Raw genomic sequence first — 24,172 nt, 5'->3', positions numbered from 1 at the left:
ATGGACGCCACGCACCGACGGGATGGGGCCTGATGGACAACGACGCGAAGCTCCGGGAATACCTGAAGAAGGTGACCGCGGACCTCCGGCGCGCCCGCAAGCGCATCCAGGAGGTGGAGGACGCCGGGTTCGAGCCGATCGCGATCGTCGGGATGGCCTGCCGGTTCCCGGGCGGCGTCCGCTCGCCGGAAGACCTGTGGCAGCTGGTGGACGGCGGGCGCGACGCGATGTCCGGGTTCCCCGCCGACCGCGGCTGGCCGGACGCGCACGACGCCGGCTTCGCGGCCGAAGGCGGCTTCGTGCACGACGCGGGCCTGTTCGACGCCGGGTTCTTCGGCATCTCGCCGCGCGAAGCGCTCGCGATGGACCCGCAGCAGCGACTGTTGCTGGAGACGTCGTGGGAGGCGCTGGAACGCGCCGGGATCGTGCCGGAGTCGTTGCGCGGCAGCCGGTCCGCGGTGTTCGTCGGCGCCGCGCACCAGGGGTACGCCACCGGGGCGGGCGAGGACGCCGAAGCGGTCGCGGGGCACCTGATGACCGGCACCGCGACCAGCGTCCTGTCCGGCCGGATCTCCTACACCCTCGGCCTCGAAGGCCCGTCCGTCACCGTCGACACGGCGTGCTCGTCGTCGCTGGTGGCGCTGCACCTGGCCGTGCAGTCGCTGCGGCGCGGGGAATCCGACTTCGCGCTCGCCGGTGGTGCGGCGGTGATGGTCAACCCCGGCATGTTCACCGAGATGCAGCGCCAGGGCGGCCTGTCCGGCAACGGGCGGTGCAAGGCGTTCGCCGAGGGCGCCGACGGCACCGGCTGGGGCGAGGGCGTCGGCATGCTGCTCGTGGAGCGGCTGTCCGACGCGCGCCGGCACGGGCACCCGGTGCTTGCCGTCGTCCGCGGTTCGGCGGTGAACCAGGACGGCGCGAGCAGCGGCCTGTCCGCGCCGAACGGGCCGTCCCAGCAGCGCGTGATCCGGGACGCGCTCGCCGACGCCCGCTTGTCCACTGTGGACGTGGACCTGGTGGAAGCGCACGGCACCGGCACGGCGCTGGGCGACCCGATCGAAGCCCAGGCGTTGCTGGCCACCTACGGCCAGGACCGCCCGGAGCCGCTCTGGCTCGGCTCGGTGAAGTCGAACATCGGCCACACCCAGGCCGCGGCCGGCGTCAGCGGCATCATCAAGCTCGTCATGGCGCTGCGGAACCACCGGATGCCGCCGACCCTGCACGCCGGGACGCCGTCGACGAAGATCGACTGGACCGAGGGCGCGGTCGAGCTGCTGCAGGAAGGCCGCGAGTGGACCGCGGACCGGCCGCGCCGGGGTGCGGTGTCGTCGTTCGGGATCTCCGGCACCAACGCGCACATCATCTTGGAGGAGCCCGCCGAGGAGCCTGCGGCAGCGGAGCCCGTCGACGGCGTCCTGCCGTGGGTGCTGTCGGCCAAGTCGGCGGAGGCGTTGCGCGAGCAGGCGTCCCGGCTGGCCACTGTGGACGCGGACCCGGCTGGAGTCGCGCTTTCCCTGGCGACGACCCGGTCCGCGTTCGCGCACCGTGCGGTCGTGGTCGGCGAGGACCGGGAGCGCCTGCTCGCGGGCGTGCGGGCGCTGGCTGACGGCGTCCCGGCGCCGAACGTCGTCACGGGTGCCGCCGGGAGCGCCGGCAAGGTCGCCATGGTCTTCCCGGGCCAGGGTGCCCAGTGGGCCGGGATGGCGACGGAGCTGCTGGCCACGTCCGAGGTCTTCGCCGCTCGCTTCACCGAGTGCGCGCGTGCCCTCGAACCGCACACCGGCTTCTCGCTGCTGGACGGCGAAATCGACCTGGACCGCGTCGACGTCGTGCAGCCCGCGCTGTTCGCGATGATGGTGTCCCTCGCCGCGTTGTGGGCCGCCCACGGGGTGCGCCCGGACGCCGTGATCGGCCACTCGCAGGGGGAGATCGCCGCCGCCGTCGTGTCCGGTGCGCTGTCCCTCGAGGACGGTGCGCGCGTGGTCGCACTCCGCAGCAAGGCGATCCTCGCGCTGGCGGGTGCGGGCGGGATGGTGTCCGTGGCCACCTCGCGCGAGCGGACCGAGGCGCTCGCCCGGCCCTGGGGTGAGCGCATCTCGATCGCCGCGGTGAACGGCCCCGCCGCGACCGTCGTCTCCGGTGAACCGGAAGCCCTCGAAGAGTTCATGGCCGCGTGCGAAGACGTGCGCACCCGCCGGATCCCGGTGGACTACGCGTCCCACTCCGTCCAGGTGGAACAGCTGCACGGCGAACTCCTGGACGTCTTGGCTCCGATCACGCCGCGGCCCGGGGAGACGGCGTTCTTCTCCACGGTGACCGGCGAGTGGATCGACGGCACCGCGCTCGACGCCGAGTACTGGTACACGAACCTGCGCGGCACCGTCCGGCTGGACATCGCGGTCGAGCAGCTCAAGCGGGAGGGGTTCGGGACGTTCGTGGAGGCGTCGCCGCACCCGGTGCTGACCATGGCGATCGGGGACGACGTCGTCGCGCTCGGTTCCCTGCGTCGCGGCGAAGGCGGCCTGGCCCGCTTCGCGCTTTCGGTCGCCGAAGCGCACGTACGCGGCGTCAAGGTCGACTGGACGTCGTACTTCGCCGGCGCGGCGCGCGTCGACCTGCCCACCTACGCCTTCCAGCACCGCCACTACTGGTTGAAGCCTGGCACGCCCGTGGTAGCGACCACGGAGGACTCCGGGTTCTGGGAGGTCGTCGACAGCCACGACCTCCAGGCCCTCGCCGAGACGCTGGGCGTCGACACCGAAATCCCGTTGAGCGAGCTGCTGCCCGCGCTGAGCGAGTGGCGCCGGACGGCACACGACAAGTCCACGGTGGACTCTTGGCGCTACGACGTCCGCTGGCGCCCGGCTCCGGAACCCGCGGGCACGCTCTCGGGCCGCTGGCTCGCCGTGGTCGCGCCCGGTCAGGACTCGTCCATTTTGGACGCACTCGGCGTCGAGATCGTGCCGGTCGAGGTGACCGGCGACCGCGAGAGCCTGGCCGCCCGCCTGCGCGACGCCGAACCGGACCCGGCGGGCGTGGTTTCGCTGCTGGGCTTCGACGAACGTCCGCACCCGGACTTCCCCGAGCTGCCGTCCGGCGTCGCGGGCACGCTGCTGCTCGCCCAGGCCCTCGGCGACGCGGAGATCAGCGCGCCGCTGTGGCTGCTGACGTCCGGCGCCGTCGCGACCGAGACGCCGTCGCCCGCGCAGGCCCAGATCTGGGGCCTCGGCCGGGTGATCGGCCTCGAACACCCGGGCCGCTGGGGCGGTCTCGTCGACCTGCCCGCCGACCTCGACGAGCGTGCCGCGGGACGGCTCGCCGCGATCCTGGCCGCCGGCGGCGACGAAGACCAGTTCGCCGTCCGCGACTCCGGGGTCCTCGTCCGCCGCCTGGTCCGCGCGCCCGCGTCGAAGAGCGGTCCGTGGTCGTTCCGCGGAACCGTCCTCGTCACCGGTGGCACCGGCGCGCTCGGCCCGCGGATCGCCCGCTGGCTGGAGCGCACCGGCGCCGAACACGTCGTCCTGGCCAGCCGCCGCGGCGACCAGGCGCCCGGCGCGGCCGAGCTGACCGCCGCGCTGGACATCCCGGTCACCTTCGCAGTTTGCGACGTCGCCGATCGCGCCGATGTCCAGGCGCTCGCCGACCGCTACGACATCAGCGCGGTGATCCACGCCGCCGCGCTCATCGAGCTGGCCTCGATCGACGCCACCGACGTCGCCGAGTTCGCCGCCGTCGCCAAGGCCAAGGTGCTCGGTGCCGAAAACCTCGACGCCGTCTTCGACCGCGACCTCGACGCGTTCGTCCTGTTCTCCTCGATCGCCGGCGTGTGGGGCAGCGGCGACCACGCGGCCTACGCCGCGGCCAACGCCCACCTCGACGCCCTCGCCCGGCGCCGACGGACCCGCGGCCTCCGCGCGACCTCGCTGGCCTGGGGCGTCTGGAACGCCGTCAACCCCTGGGACGCCGCCAAGGAGAACCAGGACTTCGACGCGAGCCGCCTGCTCCGCCAGGGCCTGCCGTTCCTCGACCCCGACCTCGCGTTCGCCGGGCTGCGCCAGGTCCTGGCCGACGACGAGACGTTCCTCGCGCTCGCCGACGTCGACTGGACGCGGTTCGCCCCGGTCTTCACCGCGCTGCGGCCCCGCCCCCTGCTGGACGAGCTGCCCGAGGTCCGCAACGCGCTGACCGTGGAAGCGGCCCCGGTCCCCACGGGCGGCCTGCGCGAGCGCTTGACCGGGCAGTCCGCCGCCGACCGCACCCGGACCGTGCTCGAGCTGGTCCGCGCCACCGCGGCGGCGGTCCTCGGCCACGACGGCCCGGACGCCGTCGCACCCGGCGTCGCCCTGCGGGAACTCGGCTTCGACTCGCTCACCGCGGTCGAGCTGCGCAACCGTCTCGCCGCCGAGACCGGCCAGAGCCTGCCCGCCACCCTCGCCTTCGACCACCCGACCGCCGAGCGGATCACGGCGTTCCTGCTCGACGGCCTCTTCGGCGCCACGACCGCGGTCACCGAGACCGTCGTCGCGGTCGCCGACGACCAGCCGATCGCGATCGTCGCGATGAGCTGCCGCTACCCCGGCGGCATCACCAGCCCCGAGGACCTCTGGGAGCTGATCACCGCGGGCGGCGACGCCATCACCGGGTTCCCGGCCAACCGCGGCTGGGACACCGGCGCGCTGTTCGACCCCGACCCCGACCACGAGGGCACCAGCTACACCCGCCACGGCGGCTTCCTGCACGACGCGGGCGACTTCGACCCGGGCTTCTTCGGCATCTCGCCGCGCGAAGCGCTCACCATGGACCCGCAGCAGCGGCTCCTGCTGGAGACGACGTGGGAGGCGATGGAACGCGCCGGCGTCGACCCGGAGAGCCTGCGGGGGAGCGCGACCGGCGTGTTCGTCGGCACCAACTACGCCGACTACGGCATCGGGCTCGCCCAGCCGGACAGCTCGGCCGGGCACCTGCTCACCGGCGGCGCGGCCAGCGTCGTCTCGGGCCGGATCTCCTACACCTTCGGGCTCACCGGGCCGGCGGTCACCGTCGACACCGCGTGCTCGTCTTCGCTGGTCGCGCTGCACCTGGCCTGCCAGTCGCTGCGCAACGGCGAGTGCACGATGGCCCTGGCCGGCGGGGTGGCGCTGATGTCGACCCCGGCGTCGTTCGTCGCCTTCAGCCGTCAGCGCGCGCTCGCGTCCGACGGCCGCTGCAAGGCCTTCTCCGACGACGCCGACGGCATGGGCATGGCCGAGGGCGTCGGCGTCGTGCTGGTCGAGCGGCTCGCCGACGCCCAGCGCAACGGCCACGAGGTCCTCGCCGTGATCCGCGGCTCGGCGGTCAACCAGGACGGCGCCTCCAACGGCCTCACCGCCCCCAACGGCCCCGCCCAGCAGCAGGTCATCCGCCAGGCCGTGGCCAACGCCCGGCTGACCTTCGACGACGTCGACGCCGTCGAGGCCCACGGCACCGGCACCACCCTCGGCGACCCCATCGAGGCCCAGGCCCTCCTGGCCACCTACGGCCGCGACCGCGAGCACCCCCTGTGGCTCGGCTCGGTCAAGTCGAACATCGGCCACAGCCAGGCCGCGTCCGGCGTCGCCGGCATCATCAAGATGGTCCTGTCCCTGCGCCACGGCGTGCTGCCGGCCACGCTGCACGCCGGCACGCCGTCGTCCCATGTGGACTGGACGACCGGCAACGTCCGGCTGCTGGCCGAAAGCCGGCCCTGGCCCGAAACCGGCCGGCCGCGCCGGGCCGCCGTTTCGTCGTTCGGGATGAGCGGCACCAACGCCCACGCGGTCCTCGAAGCCGCACCGGAGCCGGTCGCGGCGGAGCTGTCCGGGCCCGCCGCGACCGGCCCGGTGCCCTGGGTCCTGTCCGCGAAGACCCCCGATTCCCTGGCTTCGCAGGCCCGTCGCCTGCAGGCCCGCGTAGGGGCCGCACAGGGGGTCCGGGCCGCAGATGTGGGGTACTCCCTCGCGAATTCCCGGTCTACGTTCGAACAACGGGCGGTGCTCGTGGCCGCCGGTGAGCACAGCGGCCACGACGCCCTGGGCGCGCTCGCCCACGGCCGGGCCGTTCCCGGCCTGGTGCGGGGCAGCGCCCGCCACGGGGGCAAGGTCGCCTTCGTCTTTCCCGGGCAGGGCTCGCAGTGGGTGGGGATGGCTTTGGACCTGATGGACACGTCGCCGGCGTTCGCGGCCCGCATGCGGGACTGCGAACGCGCGCTGGCGCCGTTCGTCGACTGGTCGCTGCCGGCCGTCCTCGGTGACGACGCCATGCTCCAGCGGGTCGACGTCGTCCAGCCCGCGCTCTTCGCCGTGATGGTGTCGCTGGCCGAAGCCTGGCGCGCCCACGGCGTCCAGCCCGACGCCGTCATCGGCCACTCCCAGGGCGAGATCGCCGCGGCCGCGGTCGCCGGTGCGCTCTCCCTGGAGGACGCCGCCCGCGTGGTCGCGTTGCGCAGCAAGGCGATCCTGGCGCTGGCCGGGCGCGGGGGCATGGTGTCCGTGGCCGCATCCCGCGAGTCCGTCGAAGCCCGCCTGACCGAGCAGCTTTCGGTCGCGGCGGTGAACGGCCCGGCCGCGGTGGTGGTCTCCGGCGCTCCGGACGCACTGGACGAGCTGATTAGGTCCTGCGAAGCCGACGGCGTGCGCGCCAAGCGGATCCCGGTCGACTACGCCTCCCACTCGGCCCAGGTCGAAGAGATCGAAGCCGAGCTGCGCGAGCTGCTCGCGCCGGTTTCGCCGCGCTCGTCCGACATCGCCTTCTACTCCACGGTGACCGCCGAACCCCTCGACACGGCCGGGCTCGACGGCGGCTACTGGTACACCAACCTGCGCAACCCGGTGCTGTTCGACGCGACCACCCGGCTGCTGGCCGAGGACGGCTACGGCACCTTCATCGAATGCAGCTCGCACCCGGTGCTCACGATGAGCGTCCAGGACACTGTGGACGAAGCCGTCGTGACGGGTACGCTGCGCCGCGGTGAAGGCGGCCTGGACCGGCTGTACACGTCGTTCGCGGAAGCTTGGGTGCACGGCGTCGACGTCGACTGGACGCCGGCGTTCGGCGAAGGGGCCCGGCTGGTCCCGCTGCCGACGTACGCCTTCGACCACCAGCGGTACTGGCTCGACCCGGCCCCGGCGGCCCCGGCCGACGACGGGCTCTGGACGGCGCTCGAGGAAACCGACGACCTCGCCGGCGTCCTCGGTGTCGACAGCGCGGCTTTGGACGCCGTGCTGCCCGCGCTGTCCCGCTGGCGCACCCGCCGCACCGAAGAATCCACTGTGGACTCCTGGTGCCTGAAGGTGGGCTGGACACCGGTCGCCGAACCGGTTCTGCCGCTGCTTTCCGGGCGCTGGCTGGCACTCGTGCCCGCCGGTCGCGGTTCCTTCGCGGACTCGGTGCTCGACGCGCTCGCCGTCCGCGGCGCCGAGGTCGTCACCACCACGGCGGAGGACCTGCCGCCGGGGGAGTACGCCGGTGTGGTTTCCCTGCTGGGACTCGACGAAACGCCGGTGCCCGGTCACCCGCTGATCGCTTCCGGGGTCGCGGCGACGGCCGCGTTGGCCCCGGCGCTGGCCGAAGCCGGGATCGATGCTCCACTGTGGATCCTCACCCGCGGTGCGGTCGCGACCGGCGCGGGCGACGCCCCGGCGTCGAGCGTGCCCGCGCAGCTGTGGGGCCTCGGCCGCGTGATCGGCCTGGAGTACCCGGGACTGTGGGGCGGTCTGCTCGACCTGCCCGCGACGCTGGACGACCGTGCCGCCGACCGGCTGGCCGGCGTGCTGGCCGAGCCGGGCGGCGAAGACCAGCTCGCGATCCGCGCCCAGGGCGTCCTCGCCCGCCGGCTGCGCCCGGCGCGTCCGGCACCCGCGGGGGAGCCGTGGCGGCCGCGCGGCACCGTGCTCGTCACCGGCGGCACCGGTTCGCTGGGCGCGCACGTCGCCCGCTGGCTGGGCCGCGCCGGCGCCGAGCACCTCGTGCTCACCAGCCGTCGTGGCGAAGCCGCCCCGGGGGCCACCGCGCTGGCGGACGAACTGCGGGAACTCGGCTGCGCGGTGACCATCGCCGCCTGCGACGTCGCCGAGCGCAAGGCCGTCGAGGAGCTGCTGGCCGGGCTGGCGCACGCGCCCACCGCCGTCGTGCACGCCGCCGGGCTGCCGCAGTCGAGCACGCTGGCCGAGACCGGGCTGCACGAGTTCGAAGACGTCCTCGCGGCGAAGGTCGCGGGCGCCGCGCACCTCGACGAGCTGCTGGGCGACGACCTCGAAGCGTTCGTGCTGTTCTCCTCCAACTCCGGCGTCTGGGGCAGCGCGGGCCAGGGTGCCTACGCCGCCGCGAACGCCTACCTCGACGCGCTCGCCGAACAGCGTCGCGCCCGCGGCGTCAAGGCGACTTCGGTGGCTTGGGGCCTGTGGGCCGGCGGCGGGATGGCGCAGGACGAAGGCGAGCAGCAGCTGCGGCGCCGCGGCCTGCGGCCGATGGCACCCGGGCGCGCGGTGGCGGCCATGCAGGGCGCCCTCGACCGCGACGAGACGTTCCTCGCCGTGGCCGACGTCGACTGGGAGCGGTTCGTGCCGGCCTTCACGGCGTCGCGGCGCCGCCCGCTGATCGAGGACCTGCCCGCGGTCCGGCAGGTGCTGGACCGGCTGGAAGCCGAGCAGACCCGCTACGACGAAGGTGCCGCGGCCGGCTGGCGCGAGCGGCTGGCCGGGCTGACGGCGGCCGAGCGCGACCGGGCCGTGCTCGACCTGGTCCGCACCGAAGCCGCGGTCGTCCTCGGTCACCGCGGCGCCGACGCGATCGGCAGCACCCGGCCGTTCCGCGACCTCGGCTTCGACTCGGTGACCGCGGTCGAGGTCCGCAACCGGCTGCGGGAGGTCACCGGCCTGCGGCTGGCGGCCACCGCCGTCTTCGACCACCCGACACCGGTGGCGCTGGCCCGGTTCCTGGCCGCCGAGATCACTCCGGGCACCGCGCCCGGCGAGTCGGCGTTCGGGGCGCTGGACCAGCTGGAGGCGTCGCTGGGGGACCTCGAAACCGACGAGAACCTCCGGCTGCGCGTCGAAATGCGGCTGAAGTCCCTGCTGAACCGGTGGAGCGCGGAACCCGCGCCGCAGAAGGCACAGCTGGCCGACGCGTCGGCCGACGAGGTCTTCGCCTTCATCGACAAGATTTCCCCGCCGCCGGCGCAGTGACGCCCTGACTGGACGAACGGATGAGGTTGGCGATGTCAGAGCAGGACAAGCTCCTCGAGTACCTCAAGCGCGTGACGGCCGACCTGCACCAGACCAGGCAGCGGCTGCAGGCGGCGGAGGCGGCCGAGCAGGAGCCGATCGCCATCATCTCCCTGGCCTGCCGGTACCCGGGCGGGGTCGCCTCGCCCGAGGACCTGTGGGACCTCGTCGCGACCGGAACCGACGCGATGTCGGGCTTCCCGGAGGACCGCGGCTGGGACGTCGAGCGCATGTACGGCGAGGAAGGCACCCGCGCGGTCGAGGGCGGCTTCGTCCCCGACGCGGCCCGGTTCGACCCCGGCCTGTTCGGCATCTCCCCGCGTGAGGCGCTGGCCATGGACCCCCAGCAGCGCCTCCTGCTGGAGACGTCCTGGGAACTCCTGGAGCGCGGCCGCCTCGACCCGTTTTCGCTGCGGGGCAGCCGAACCGGCGTGTTCATCGGCGCCAACGCGTCCGGGTACAGCAGCACGCTGCAGTCGGCCGCGGGCTCGGAGGGCTACCTGCTGACCGGCGAGGCGCCGAGCGTCATGTCGGGCCGGCTGTCCTACACCTTCGGGCTGGAAGGCCCGTCGGTCACCGTGGACACTGCGTGTTCGTCGTCGCTGGTCGCGCTGCACTGGGCGTGCCAGGCGCTGCGGCAGGACGAATGCGGCCTCGCGCTCGCCGGTGGTGTCACGGTGATGGTGAGCCCGCTGGCGTTCGCGGAGTTCAGCCGCCAGCGCGGTCTCGCGTCGGACGGCCGTTGCAAGTCCTTCGCCGACGCCGCCGACGGCACGGGCTGGGGCGAAGGCGTCGGCATGATCCTGCTCGAGAAGCTGTCCGACGCCCGCCGCAACGGGCACCGGATCCTCGGCGTCATCCGCGGTTCCGCGGTGAACTCCGACGGCGCTTCCAACGGCCTCACGGCACCCAATGGCCCGTCACAGCAACGAGTCATCCGCCAAGCGCTGGCCAACGCCGGTCTGTCCACATCGGACGTCGACGCCGTCGAGGCCCACGGCACCGGAACCGCGCTGGGCGACCCGATCGAGGCGCAGGCCCTGCTGGCCACGTACGGTCAGGACCGTCCGGCCGACCGTCCGTTGTGGCTCGGTGCGCTGAAGTCCAACATCGGGCACACGCAGTCGGCGTCGGGTATCGCCGGTGTCATCAAGATGGTCATGGCGTTGCGGCACGAGGTGCTGCCCCGGACGCTGCACGTCGACGCGCCTTCATCCGAAGTGGACTGGTCCGCGGGCGCGGTGGAGCTGCTCACCGAGCCCCGCCCGTGGCCGGCCGGGGATGCTCCCCGTCGAGCCGGCGTGTCGGCGTTCGGTGTGAGCGGGACGAACGTCCACGTCATCGTCGAGGAAGCCCCCGCGGCGGAGGCTCCGGAGCCGGCCGCCCCGTCAGCCGGGCTGCTGCCGTGGGTGCTCTCCGGCGCGAGCGACGCGGCTTTGCGGGAGCAGGCCCAGCGCTTGCTCGCGGCGGATCCCGACCCGGTCGACGGCGGCTACTCCCTCGCGGTCACCCGCGCCGCCCTCGCCCGCCGCGCGGTGGTGCTCGGCGCCGATCGCGAGGAACTGCGGTCCGGTCTGGAGCGCATCGAGGACGCCATCACCGGCACCGCCGACCCGGATGCTCTGCTGGCGGTGCTGTTCACTGGGCAAGGCGCCCAGCGGGTCGGTATGGGCCAGGGCCTTTACGCCCGCTTCCCGGTCTACGCCGAGGCTTTCGACGCGGTCCTCGCTCACTTCGATCCCGCACTCCGCGCCGCCTTCGACGACGCCGCGCTCCTCGATCGCACGGAGTTCACCCAGCCGGCGTTGTTCGCCGTCGAGGTGGCCCTGTTCCGGCTCGTGGAATCGTTCGGCATCCGCCCGGACTTCGTAGCGGGCCACTCGATCGGCGAAATCTCGGCAGCACATGTGGCCGGCGTCCTGACCCTCGCCGACGCCTGTCGCCTGGTCTCGGCCCGTGCCTCCCTGATGCAGGCCCTCCCCGCCGGTGGCGCGATGGTCTCGATCGCCGCCCCCGAGTCGGAGATCACCCTGACCGAGGGCGTCTCGATCGCCGCGGTCAACACCCCGGATTCGGTCGTCATCTCCGGCGAGGAGTCCGCGGTCCTGGCGATTGCCGCGCAGTTCCCGAAGACCAAGCGCCTCTCCGTCAGTCACGCGTTCCACTCACCGCTGATGGACCCGATGCTGGAGGAGTTCCGCGCGGTCGCCGAGTCCCTCACGTACCACCCCGCGGCGATTCCGGTGATCTCGAATGTGAGCGGTGCTCTCGCGGAGCCGTTCACCGCGGACTACTGGGTGCGTCATGTCCGCGAGGCGGTCCGCTTCGCCGACGGCGTCGCCACCCTCAAATCCGAAGGTGCACGAATCTTCCTGGAGCTGGGCCCGGACGGGGTGCTCAGCGCGATGGTCGAGGGAACCGCGATCAGTGCTCTGCGACGAGAGCGGGATGACGAGAGAGCACTGCTCACAGCGTTGAGCACTGTTCACGTCCACGGCGTCGACGTCGACTGGGCCGCGTTCTTCCCTGGCGGCCGCCGCGTCGACCTGCCGTCCTACGCCTTCCAGCGCGAACGCTTCTGGCCCCGCGGCGGCGTGGCCCACGGTGACGCGGGATCGCTCGGCCTGGGCGGACTGGACCACCCGCTGCTCGGCGCCGCGGTCAGCCTGGCGGGTCACGACGGCGTCGTCTTCACCGGACGGCTGTCGCTGGAAACCCAGCCGTGGCTCGCCGGGCACGTCCTCGGCGGCGCGGTGCTCGTCCCGGGGACCGCGCTGCTGGAGCTGGCCGTCCGGGCCGGCGACCAGGTCGGCTGCGACCTCGTCGACGAGCTGACCCTCGAAGCCCCGCTCGTCCTGCCCGAGCGCGGCGGCGTCGCGATCCAGGTGTTCGTCGGCCCGGCCGACGGCGCCGGCCGCCGCGAACTCACCCTGCACTCGCGTCCGGACGACGGCGCCACCCCCGGCCAGGACACCGACACCTGGACCCGGCACGCCGGCGGCCTCCTGGCCACCGGCGCCCCGCCGGCCGCGGAGCTGACGGAGTGGCCGCCGCCGGGAGCCGAGCGCGTCCCGACCGACGGCCTCTACGACGGTCTCGCCGGCCTCGGCTTCACCTACGGCCCGGCGTTCCACGGCCTGCGGACGGTCTGGCGCCGCGGCGAAGACACGTTCGCCGAGGTCACCCTGCCCGAGGAGTACCAGCCCGACGCGGCCGCCTTCGGCCTGCACCCGGCGTTGCTGGACGCGGCCCTGCACCCGCTCGGCCTCGCCGCCCCGTCGGACACGGCCGCGGCGCAACCGGGCGCCACCGGCGGCATGCCGTTCTCGTGGAGCGGCGTCGCCCTGCACGCATCGGGCGCCACGGCGTTGCGCGTCCGCCTGTCCCCGGCCGGCGACAACGCGGTCGCGGTCACGGTCCACGACCAGTCCGGCGGCCCCGTCGCGACGGTCGATTCCCTGGTCCTGCGCCCGATTTCCGGCGCGGCTGCCGCGCCGGCCCAGAGCGGCTCCCTGTTCCGTCTGGATCGGACCGTCGTCGCCGCGGGCCCCGCGCTCGACGCGGTCGCACTGGGTCCCGACACCTTCGGCCTCACCGAAGTGTCCGATGTGGACACGGACGCATCCCTCGTCTTCGCCGCCGTCACCACCACGACCTCCGTCCAGGCCGCCACCCACCGCGCGCTGGCGCTGGTCCAGGACTGGCTCGCCGCCGACCGGCCCGGACGCCTCGTCGTCGTCACCCGCGATGCCGACACCGACCCCGCCGCGGCCGCCGTCCAGGGGCTCGTGCGGTCCGCCCAGTCCGAGCACCCGGGCCGCTTCCAGCTCCTCGACCTCGACGGCTCACCCCGGCCCGACCTCACCACGCTGCCCGCCACCGAACCGCAGCTCGCCGTCCGCGAAGGCAAGTTCACCGCACCTCGCCTGGTCCGCGCCCACAGCGGTGCCCTCGCCATCCCAGGGGAGTCGTGGCGGCTCACCACCACCGGCGGCACCCTCGACGGCCTCACCCTCACCCCGGAACCCGAACGGGAACTCGGCCGAGGCGAGGTCCGGGTCGCCGTCCGCGCCGCCGGGATCAACTTCCGCGACGTCCTGATCGCGCTCGGCATGTACCCCGACCCGGCCGCCGTCCTCGGCTCCGAAGCCGCCGGCGTGGTCACCGAAGTCGCCCCCGACGTCACCGGGCTCGCTCCCGGCGACCGCGTCATGGGCCTGTTCACCGGCGCCTTCGGCCCCACCGCGGTCACCGACGCGCGGCTGCTCGTCCCCGTCCCGGCCGGCTGGACCTTCGCCGAAGCCGCCTCCGTGCCGGTCGCGTTCGTCACCGCCTACTACGCCCTGTTCGACCTCGGCGGGCTCGAAGCGGGCCAGTCCGTGCTCGTCCACGCCGCGGCCGGCGGCGTCGGCATGGCCGCGGTCCAGCTCGCCCGCACGAAGAACGCCGAAGTGTTCGCCACCGCGAGCCCGGCCAAGCACGACGCCGTCCGCGCGCTCGGCGTCACGAACATCGCCTCCTCACGCGATCTCGATTTCTCGCACCGGTTCCTGGCCGCCACCGAAGGCCGCGGCGTCGACGTCGTCCTCAACTCGCTCACCGGGTCCTTTGTGGACGCATCCTTCGCCCTGCTCCCGCGCGGCGGCCGGTTCCTCGAGATGGGCAAGACCGACCTGCGCGACCCGGCCGCCCGCGACGGCGTCGCCTACCTCCCGTTCGACCTCGGCGACCCGGGCCCGGACCGCATCCAGGAAATCCTCCGGGATCTGCTGGCACTGTTCGGAAACCGGCAGCTGACGCCGTTGCCGGTCAAGGCGTGGGACGTCGTCCGCGCGCCGGACGCGTTCCGGTTCATCAGCCAGGCCAAGCACGTCGGCAAGAACGTCCTGACCGTCCCCGCCGCCCCGGACCCGGACGGCACCGTGCTCGTCACCGGCGGCACCGGCACCCTCGGCGGCCTGCTGGCCCGCCACCTCGTGACCACCCACGGCGTCCGGCACCTGCTGCTGACCAGCCGCCGCGGCGCCGCCGCCCCGGGCGCGGCCGAACTCGTCGCCGAGCTCACCGCGCTCGGTGCCGACGTGCGCGTCGAGAGCTGCGACGTCACCGACCGCGCCGCCCTCGCCGCACTGCTCGACTCGGTTCCGCTGACCGGGATCGTGCACACCGCAGGCGTTCTCGACGACGGCGTCGTCGAATCCCTCACCCCCGGACGGCTCGACGCGGTCGTCGGGCCCAAGGTCGACGCCGCGCTCAACCTGCACGAGCTGACCCGCGACCGCGACCTCGCGTGGTTCGCCCTGTACTCCTCGCTGGCCGGCGTCGCCGGTGCGGCGGGCCAGGGCAACTACGCCGCCGCCAACGCCGCCCTCGACGCGCTCGCCGCCCAGCGCCGCGAGCAGGGCCTGCCCGGCGTCTCGCTCGCCTGGGGCCAGTGGGCCGAAGCCAGCGGCATGACCGGCACCCTCGACGACGAAGACCTGTCCCGGATCGCCCGGTCGGGCATCGGCGCCCTCGGCACCGAGGAGGCCCTCGCCCTGTTCGACGCGGCCCAGGTCGCCGGCGCCGGCAGCGTCGTCCCCGTCCGCGTCGACCTCGCCGCGCTGCGGGCCCAGGCCGAGCACCTGCCGACGTTGTGGCACAGCCTGGTCCGCGTCCGCACGCGCCGCGCGGCCGGGCCCGTGCCGGGTGTCGAAGGGCTGGCCGCGAAGCTCGCGGGGCTCAGCGCGGACGACGTCCGCCGGTTCCTGCTCGACCTCGTCCGGACGCACGTCGCCGCCGTGCTCGGGCACGACGGTGCCGAGGCCGTCGAGCCGGCGAAGGCGTTCAAGGACCTCGGGTTCGACTCGCTGACCGCCGTCGAGCTGCGCAACCGGCTCACCGCGGTGACCGGCCTCCGGCTCCCGGCCACGATCACCTTCGACCACCCGAACCCCCAGGCACTCGCCGCGCTGCTGCAGGCCGAACTCGCCGGCGACGCGGCACCGGGCACCCCGGCGGTCGGCACGACGGTCGTCGACGACGATCCGATCGCGATCGTCGCGATGAGCTGCCGCTACCCGGGCGAAGTGACGTCCCCGGAGGAGCTGTGGCAGCTGGTCGAGACCGGGCGCGACGCGCTCACGGCCCTGCCCGCCGACCGCGGCTGGGACCTCGCCGCGCTGGACGCCGCCGAGGGCGGGTTCGTCCACGACGCGGGCGGGTTCGACGCGGAGTTCTTCGGCATCTCGCCGCACGAGGCGCTGGCCATGGACCCGCAACAGCGGCTCCTGCTCGAAATCTCGTGGGAAGCCTTGGAGCGGGCCGGAATCGACCCGCGATCGCTGCGCGGCAGCAGCACCGGCGTGTTCGTCGGCGCGGCGCACCAGGCCTACGGCAGCGGCGTCGCCGAGGTGGCTGCCGGCGTCGAAGGCCACCTGCTGACCGGCAACGCGACCAGCGTGATCTCCGGCCGCGTCTCCTACACCTTCGGCTTCGAAGGCCCCGCCGTCTCGGTCGACACCGCGTGCTCGTCGTCGCTGGTCGCCCTGCACTGGGCGGTCCAGGCGCTGCGCCGCGGCGAGTGCGACCTCGCGCTCGCGGGCGGCGTCGCCGTGATGGCGCAGCCGGGCATGTTCGTCGAGTTCGACCGCCAGGGCGGGCTGTCCTCGGACAGCCGCTGCAAGGCGTTCGCCGAGTCCGCCGACGGCACCGGCTGGGGCGAAGGCGCGGGCCTGGTGCTGCTGGAGCGCCTGTCCGACGCCCGCCGCAACGGTCACGAAATCCTCGCCGTGGTACGGGGTTCCGCGGTGAACTCCGACGGCGCGTCCAACGGCCTGACCGCCCCGAACGGCCCCTCGCAGCAACGGGTCATCCGCGCCGCGCTGGCCGGAGCCGGGCTGGCACCGTCCGAAGTGGACATGGTGGAAGCGCACGGCACCGGCACCACCCTCGGCGACCCGATCGAGGCGCAGGCCCTGCTGGCCACCTACGGGCAGGACCGCGAAGAGCCGCTGTGGCTGGGCTCCCTCAAGTCCAACATCGGGCACACGCAGGCCGCCGCCGGTGTGGCGGGCGTGATCAAGGTCGTCATGGCGTTGCGGAACGGCGTCCTGCCGCAGACCCTGCACGTCGACGCGCCGTCGTCGCGCATCGACTGGGAGTCCGGCGCGGTCGAGCTGCTCACCGGAGGACGGCGCTGGCCCGAGAACGGTCACCCGCGCCGCGCCGGGATCTCGTCGTTCGGCATCTCGGGGACCAACGCCCACACGATCATCGAGCAGGCGCCGGAGGTCGTCGTCGCCGAGCCGGAGCGCCCGGAGCCCGGAGTGGTCCCGTGGCTGCTTTCCGCCCGTGACGCGGACGCGCTCGCCGCGCAGGCCGACCGCCTCCGCACGCACGTCGAGGCGCGGCCGTCGCTGTCCCCGGTCGACATCGGTCACTCGCTGGCCCGCTCCCGCGCTGCCCTGGACCACCGGATGGTCGTCCTCGGTGAGGACCGCGCGGAACTCCTGGCTGCCCTGGACACCCCGGTGGCCACGGGGATCGCCCGGCCGGACCGCCGGCTGGCGGTGCTGTTCACCGGCCAGGGCGCGCAACGGGTCGGCATGGGCCAGGGCCTCTACGCCCGTTTCCCCGCTTACGCCGAAGCTTTCGACGCCGTCCTCGCCCACTTCGACCCCGCCCTCCGCGCCGCCCTCGCGGACGCCGAGCTGCTCAACCGCACCGAGTTCACCCAGCCGGCGTTGTTCGCCGTCGAGGTCGCGCTCTTCCGCTTGGTGGAATCGTTCGGCATCCGCCCGGATTTCGTGGCGGGGCATTCGATCGGCGAGATCTCCGCCGCGCACGTTGCCGGTGTTCTCTCCCTCGAGGACGCCTGTCGTCTGGTCGCCGCGCGGGCGTCGCTGATGCAGGCCCTGCCAGCCGGTGGCGCGATGGTCTCCATCGCCGCCCCGGAGTCCGACATCGTCCTGACCGAAGGCGTGTCCATCGCCGCGGTGAACGGTCCCGAGTCCGTGGTCATTTCCGGCGACGAGTCCGCGGTCCTGGACATCGCTGCGGAGTTCGCGGCGCGGGGCGTCAAGACCAAGCGCCTCACCGTCAGCCACGCCTTCCACTCACCGCTCATGGACCCGATGCTGGCGGACTTCCGCGCGGTCGCCGAGACCTTGAACCACCGCTCCGCGACGATACCGGTGATCTCGAATGTGAGCGGCGCTCTCGCCGAGCCGTTCACCGCGGACTACTGGGTGCGGCACGTCCGCGAGGCCGTCCGGTTCGCCGATGGCATCTCGACGCTGCAGGCGGCCGGTGCCGACGTGTTCCTGGAGCTGGGCCCGGACGGCGTGCTCAGCGCCATGGTCCCCGGCATCGCCATTCCCACGCTCCGACGCGACCGCGATGAAGAGAGAGCACTGATCACGGCGTTGAGCAGTGCTCACGTCCATGGCGTCGACGTCGACTGGGCGCCGTTCTTCCCCGGCGGCCGCCGGGTCGACCTGCCCACCTACGCGTTCCGGCACCGGCGGTACTGGCTCGCGAGCGAGCAGCAGTCCGGCGTGGCGCCCGGCGGCGACTCCGGCTTCTGGGACGTCGTCGCGAGCGGCAAGCTGGCCACCGAACTGGAGCTGGACGACGACGTCGCGGCGGCGGTGACCCCGGCCCTGTCGGCCTGGTACCGGCGGCGGCACCAGGAGTCCACTGTGGACTCGTGGCGGTACGGGGCCGCCTGGCGCCCGGTGACCCAGGACGTGCCGGCGTCGGCCGGGCACTGGTTGCTGGTCGTGCCCGAGTCGGGGGAGACCGGCGTCGTGGGCGGCGTCGCGCAGACGATCATCGAACGCGGCGGGCGCGTCACCCCGGTGCGGATCGACCCGCTGGCGCCCCGCGGAGAGTTCGGCGAACGAGTGGCGGAAGCCCTCGACGGCTCCGAAGTGGATGGAGTGCTTTCGCTGCTGGCACTGGCCGACGGCGGCCGCGGTGTCGCGGCGGGCACGGCCACGCTGCTGCAGCTCGGCCTCGGCGGCCGGCTGTGGTGCCTGACCCGGGGCGCGGTCGCGGCCGTGCGGGCCGACCGCGTCGAAGCGCCGGTCCAGGCCCAGGTCTGGGGCCTCGGCCGGACGGCGGCGATGGAGTACCCCCAGCGCTGGGGCGGCCTGATCGACCTGCCGGCCGAGCTGGACGACCGCGGCCGCGAGCGGCTCGCCGCCGTGCTCGCCGGCGCCGAGGACGAGGTCGCGCTGCGCCCGTCCGGGGTCTTCGCGCGGCGGCTGGAACGCCGTGCCGCGACCTCGGGCGAGATCTGGCAGCCGCGGGGAACCGTGCTGGTCACCGGCGGCACGGGCGCGCTCGGCGCCCAGGTCGCCCGGCGGCTGGCGACCGGCGGTGCCGAGCGGCTGGTGCTGCTCAGCCGTCGCGGACCGGCCGCGCCCGGCGCCGCGGAACTGGCAAGCGAGCTGACCGCCCTCGGCTGCGAGGTCGAGATCGTGGCCTGCGACGCCGCCGACCGCGACGCACTGGCCGCCGTGCTCCCCGACGACCTCCGCGCGGTGGTGCACACCGCGGGCGTCCTCGACGACGGCGTCATCGAATCCCTTACGCCGGAACGGTTCGACGCCGTCCTGCGCGCCAAGGCGACCGCCGCGGAGAACCTGGCCGCGCTCACCGGAAACCTCGACGCCTTCGTCCTCTTCTCCTCCATGGCCGGCGCGTTCGGCGCGGCGGGCCAGGGCAGCTACGCCGCGGCCAACGCGCACCTCGACGCGCTCGCGCAGCAACGGCGTGCGGCGGGCCGGCCCGCGGTCTCGATCGCGTGGGGCCCCTGGGCCGGTGACGGGATGGCCGCCGGGGACGCCGAAGCGCGCCGCCGGCTGCGTGCCGCGGGCGTCGGCGCCCTGGAACCCGGCCTCGCCCTCGACGCGCTCGCCGTCGAAGCCGCCGGTGACGCGCCGGTGGCGGTCGTGGCCGATCTCGACTGGGACGTCTACCTCCCGGGGCTGCGGGCCGTCCGGCCCCGGCCGCTGTTCACCGGGTTCGCCGAGACCACCGCGACCGTCGAACCGGCGGCCGCGGAACCGGAGGGCCTCCTCGCCGGACTGTCCGAAGAGGACGGCAGCCGGAAGGTCCTCGACCTGACCCGCACGCACGTCGCGGCCGTCCTGGGCTACCCCGACGCCGCCGCGGTCGACGCCGAACGCGCGTTCTCCGAAAGCGGCTTCACCTCGCTGACCGCCGTCGAACTGCGCAACCGCCTCGACGCGGCGACCGGGCTGAGCCTGCCCGCGACCCTCGTCTTCGACCACCCGACGCCGGTCGCGCTCGCCCGGCACCTGCACCGCGAGCTGCTCGGCCGGCTGCCGGAACCGGTCGAGGCCGGCCCGGCGCGCGCCGGCGCCGACGAGCCGATCGCGCTCGTCGCCATGGGCTGCCGCTTCGCCGGCTCGGTGGCCACTCCGGAAGACCTCTGGCGGCTCGTCGCCGGCGGCGTCGACGCGATGACCGGCCTGCCCGAAGACCGCGGCTGGGACCTCGGCGCGCTCTACGACCCGGAGCACGGCAAGAGCGGCCACAGCTACGTCCGCGACGGCGGTTTCCTCGACGCGGCCGGGGAGTTCGACGCGGCCTTCTTCGGGATCTCGCCGCGCGAAGCCCTCGCCATGGACCCGCAGCAGCGCCTGCTGCTCGAGATCACGTGGGAGGTCTTCGAACGCGCCGGCATCGACCCGCATTCGGTGCGGGGCAGCCGGACCGGCGTGTTCGCCGGCACCAACGGCCAGGACTACGCCGGCTTGCTCGGCGCGGCGGGCGAGGAGGTCGGCGGGTTCATCGGCACCGGCAACGCGGCCGCGGTCGTGTCCGGCCGGCTGGCCTACGCGTTCGGCCTGGAGGGCCCGGCTCTCACGGTCGACACCGCGTGCTCGTCGTCGCTGGTCGCCATCCACCTCGCCGCCCAGGCGCTGCGCCGCGGCGAATGCGACCTGGCGCTGGCGGGCGGCGCGACCGTGATGTCGACCCCGGCCACCTTCGTCGAGTTCAGCCGCCAGCGCGGCCTCGCTTCGGACGGCCGATGCAAGGCGTTCGCCGAAGCGGCCGACGGTACGGGCTGGGGCGAAGGCGCCGGGCTGGTGCTGCTGGAGCGGCTGTCCGACGCCCGCCGGAACGGCCACCAGGTCCTGGCGATCGTCCGCGGCTCGGCGGTCAACTCCGACGGCGCCTCCAACGGTCTCACCGCACCCAACGGCCCGTCGCAGCAACGCGTCATCCGCGCCGCGCTCGCCGACGCCGGTCTGTCCACTTCGGACGTCGACGCCGTCGAGGCGCACGGCACCGGCACCACCCTCGGTGACCCGATCGAGGCCCAGGCGTTGCTCGCGACCTACGGCCAGGAGCGCGAAACGCCGTTGTGGCTGGGTTCGGTGAAGTCCAACATCGGCCACACCCAGGCCGCCGCGGGCATCGCCGGGATCATCAAGATGGTGCTGGCCATGCGCCACGGCGTGCTCCCGCAGACGCTGCACGTCGACGCGCCGTCGTCGCACGTGGACTGGACGGCCGGCGCCGTCGAGCTGCTCACCGAGCCGACGCCGTGGCCCGAGACCGGCCACGCCCGCCGCTCCGCGGTGTCGGCGTTCGGCGTCAGCGGGACGAACGCCCACGTGGTCCTCGAAGCCGGGGAACCCGAGCCCGCCACCACCGTCGAGAGTGGACTCACGCTCTGGCCGCTGTCCGCGCGGGACGAGCACGCCCTCCAGGACCAGGCCCGCCGTCTTCGCGCGGCGGTCGCCGACGGCGTTCCCGCGGCCGGGGTCGGCCGCACCCTGGCGACCGGTCGCGCCGCTCTCGAACACCGGGCGGTCGTGCTCGGTGACGGCACCGGCGAACTCCTCGCCGGGCTGGCGGACCTCGACAACGGCGTCCGCGGCACCGCCGGCCCCGGCCGGCTCGCCGTGCTGTTCACCGGCCAGGGTGCGCAGCGCGCCGGGATGGGCCGCGAGCTGTACGACCGGTTCCCGGTGTACGCCGACGCGTTCGACGCCGTGTGCGCCGAGTTCGACGGCCTGCTCGACGCGTCCTTGCGCGAGATCGTCTTCGACGGCGGCGACCGGCTCGACCGGACCGGCTACACGCAGCCCGCGCTGTTCGCCGTCGAGGTCGCGCTCCACCGGCTCGTGACGGCGTGGGGCGTGCGCCCGGACTTCGTCGCCGGGCACTCGATCGGCGAGCTGGTCGCGGCGCACGTCGCCGGAGTGCTTTCGCTCGAAGACGCCTGCCGGCTGGTGGCCGCGCGAGCGTCGCTGATGCAGGCGCTGCCGTCCGGCGGGGCGATGGTCTCCATCGCCGCGCCGGAGCCGGCCATCACCCTGACCGACGGGGTCTCGATCGCGGCGGTCAACGGCCCCGAGTCGGTGGTGATCTCCGGCGAGGAGGCCGCGGTCCTGGACATCGCCGCGGAGTTCGCCGCACGGGGCGTCAAGACCAAGCGGCTCAACACGAGCCACGCCTTCCACTCGCCGTTGATGGACCCGATGCTCGAGGACTTCCGCGCCGTCGCCGAGCGGCTCACCTACCACCCCGCGGTGATACCGGTGATCTCGAATGTGAGCGGTGCTCTCGCCGAGCCGTTCACCGCGGACTACTGGGTGCGGCACGTCCGCGAGGCCGTCCGGTTCGCCGACGGCATCTCGACGCTGCAGGCCGCCGGTGCCGACGTGTTCCTGGAGCTGGGCCCGGACGCCGTGCTCAGCGCCATGGTCGGCCGCCCGGCGGCGGTCCCGGCGCTGCGGCGTGACCGCGGCGAAGAGAGAGCACTGCTCACGGCGTTGAGCACTGTTCACGTCCATGGCGTGGACGTCGACTGGGCCGCGTTCTACCCGCCGGCCCGCACGGCGGACCTGCCCACCTACCCCTTCCAGCGGCAGCGCTTCTGGCCCGAACCCGCCCCCGCGGCGCCCGTGTCCGAAGCGGACGCCGAGTTCTGGCGGGCCGTCGAAGGCGAAGACCTGGAGTCGCTCGGCGAGCTGCTCGGCCTCGACGGCGACCAGCGCGAGGCCGTCGGCTCCGCGCTCCCGGCGTTGTCCGGCTGGCGGCGGGAGTCCCGGGTGGACTCCCCGGCCGACGGGTGGCGCTACCGCGTCGTCTGGCGCAAACTGCGCGAAACCGCGGCCGCGGTCTCCGGCGACTGGCTGTTCGTCCTCCCGGAAACCCTCGACGACGCCGGCGCCGTGACCGCGGTGGCGGGTGCCTTCGCGACGTCGGGGGCGCGGCCCCTGGTCGTCCGGGTCCCCGAAGACGCCGATCGCATCACCGTCGCCAAGCTGGTCGAGGCCAAGCTGGCGGAAGAGGGCGCCACCCCGGCCGGCGCGCTGTCGCTGCTGGCCTTCGCGGCCGGCACCCCGGGCTCGGCCGTGGCGGGCGGGCTCCCGCAGACCCTCGCGCTGGTGCAGGGCCTCGGCGACGCGGGCGTCACCGCGCCGCTGTGGTGCGCCACCCGCGGCGCGATCGCCATCCAGGACAGCGAACCCGTCGAGGACCCGGCCCAGGCCCAGTTCTGGGGATTCGGCCGGACGGTCGCGATGGAGCACCCGAACCGCTGGGGCGGCCTGGTCGACCTGCCGGACACCCTCGGCCCCGAGGACGGCGAGCGGCTGTGCGCGGTGCTCGCGGCCGGCGGCGAGGACGAAGTCGCCGTGCGGTCCGCCGGGGTCTTCGCCAGGCGGCTCGTCCGCGACACCAGCAGCGGTCCACAGTGGACACCGAGGGGCACCGTGCTCGTCACCGGCGGGACCGGGGCGCTCGGCGGGCACGTGGCCGGCTGGCTCCTCGGCCACGGCGCCGAGCACGTCGTCCTCGCGAGCCGCCGCGGCGGTGCGGCGCCGGACGAGCGCACGACGGTCGTCGCCTGCGACATCGCCGACCGGGACGCGGTCGCGGCCCTGCTGGCCGAACACCCGGTGTCGGCGGTGGTGCACGCGGCCGGCGTCCTCGACGACGGCGTCGTCGACACCCTCACCGGCGACCGGTTCGCCGATGTCCTGCACGCCAAGGTGACCGGCGCTCGCGTCCTCGACGAGCTGACCGGCGACCTCGACGCCTTCGTGCTGTTCTCCTCGCTCGCCGGCGCGGCCGGCGCCGCCGGGCAGGCGAACTACGCGGCCGCCAACGCCGAACTGGACGCGCTCGCCCACCGCCGTCGCGCGATGGGCCGCCCGGCCGCCTCGATCGCGTGGGGCCCGTGGGCGGGCGACGGCATGGCCGCCGAAAACGCCGACCGCATGCGGCGCGCCGGGGTCACCCCGCTGCCGCCGGCGGAGGCCGCGGCCGCGCTCGGCCGGGTCACGCGTTCCCAGGTCGTCGCCGACATCGACTGGGACACCTACCTGCCCGGCCAGGCACGCCCGCTGTACGCGGAACTGGCGCCGGCGGCCCCGGTCGCCGAAGTCCACACCGGACTGGCCGACCGCCTGACCGGGCTGTCCCCGGCCGACGCCGGTGAACTCGTGCTCGACGTCGTCCGCGAGCACGTGGCGGCGGTGCTCGGCCACGGCCGGGCGGCGGACGTCGCGCCGGACCGGTCGTTCAGCGAAACCGGCTTCACGTCGCTGACCGCCGTGGAACTGCGCAACCGCCTCGACCGCGTCACCGGGCTGAGCCTGCCGGCGACGCTCATCTTCGACTACCCGTCGCCGTCTTCACTGGCCCGGCACCTCACCGCGGAACTGGCGGGCGACGAGCCCGCGCCGCGCGGGGTCGACGGGCTGCTCGACGAGCTCGGCCGGCTCGGCGCGAGCCTGGGCGAAGCCGACCGGGCCCGGGTCGCCGAGCAGCTGCGGCTGCTCACGGCCGGCTGGGCGGGCGAACCCGCCGCCCCGAGTCTCGACACCGCCAGCGACGAGGAGATGTTCGACCTCCTCGGCAAAGAGTTCGGCATCTCCTGATCCGGCGCCCGCTACTGCATG

Annotated in this window: 2 protein-coding genes; both read left to right on the top strand. The window is 74.3% G+C overall.

The annotated features are described in order from the left end of the window. The first annotated feature begins 32 nt into the window (after positions 1–32). Entirely contained in the window at positions 33–9,200 is a 9,168-nt protein-coding gene (locus tag AB0B33_RS42840) for a type I polyketide synthase (RefSeq protein WP_360782825.1), read from the top strand. 32 nt (positions 9,201–9,232) lie between these two features. Next, positions 9,233–24,151 carry a type I polyketide synthase gene (locus AB0B33_RS42835; protein ID WP_360782822.1) on the top strand — a complete coding sequence of 4,973 codons (14,919 nt, stop codon included), beginning with the start codon at positions 9,233–9,235 and terminating at the stop codon, positions 24,149–24,151. The last annotated feature ends 21 nt before the right edge of the window (positions 24,152–24,172 follow it).

Source organism: Amycolatopsis sp. NPDC049159 (genome assembly GCF_040648295.1).
Taxonomy (GTDB): domain Bacteria; phylum Actinomycetota; class Actinomycetes; order Mycobacteriales; family Pseudonocardiaceae; genus Amycolatopsis; species Amycolatopsis pretoriensis_A.
The sequence above is the reverse complement of the archived record's forward strand: the minus strand, read 5'-3'. Positions and strand labels throughout refer to the sequence as shown.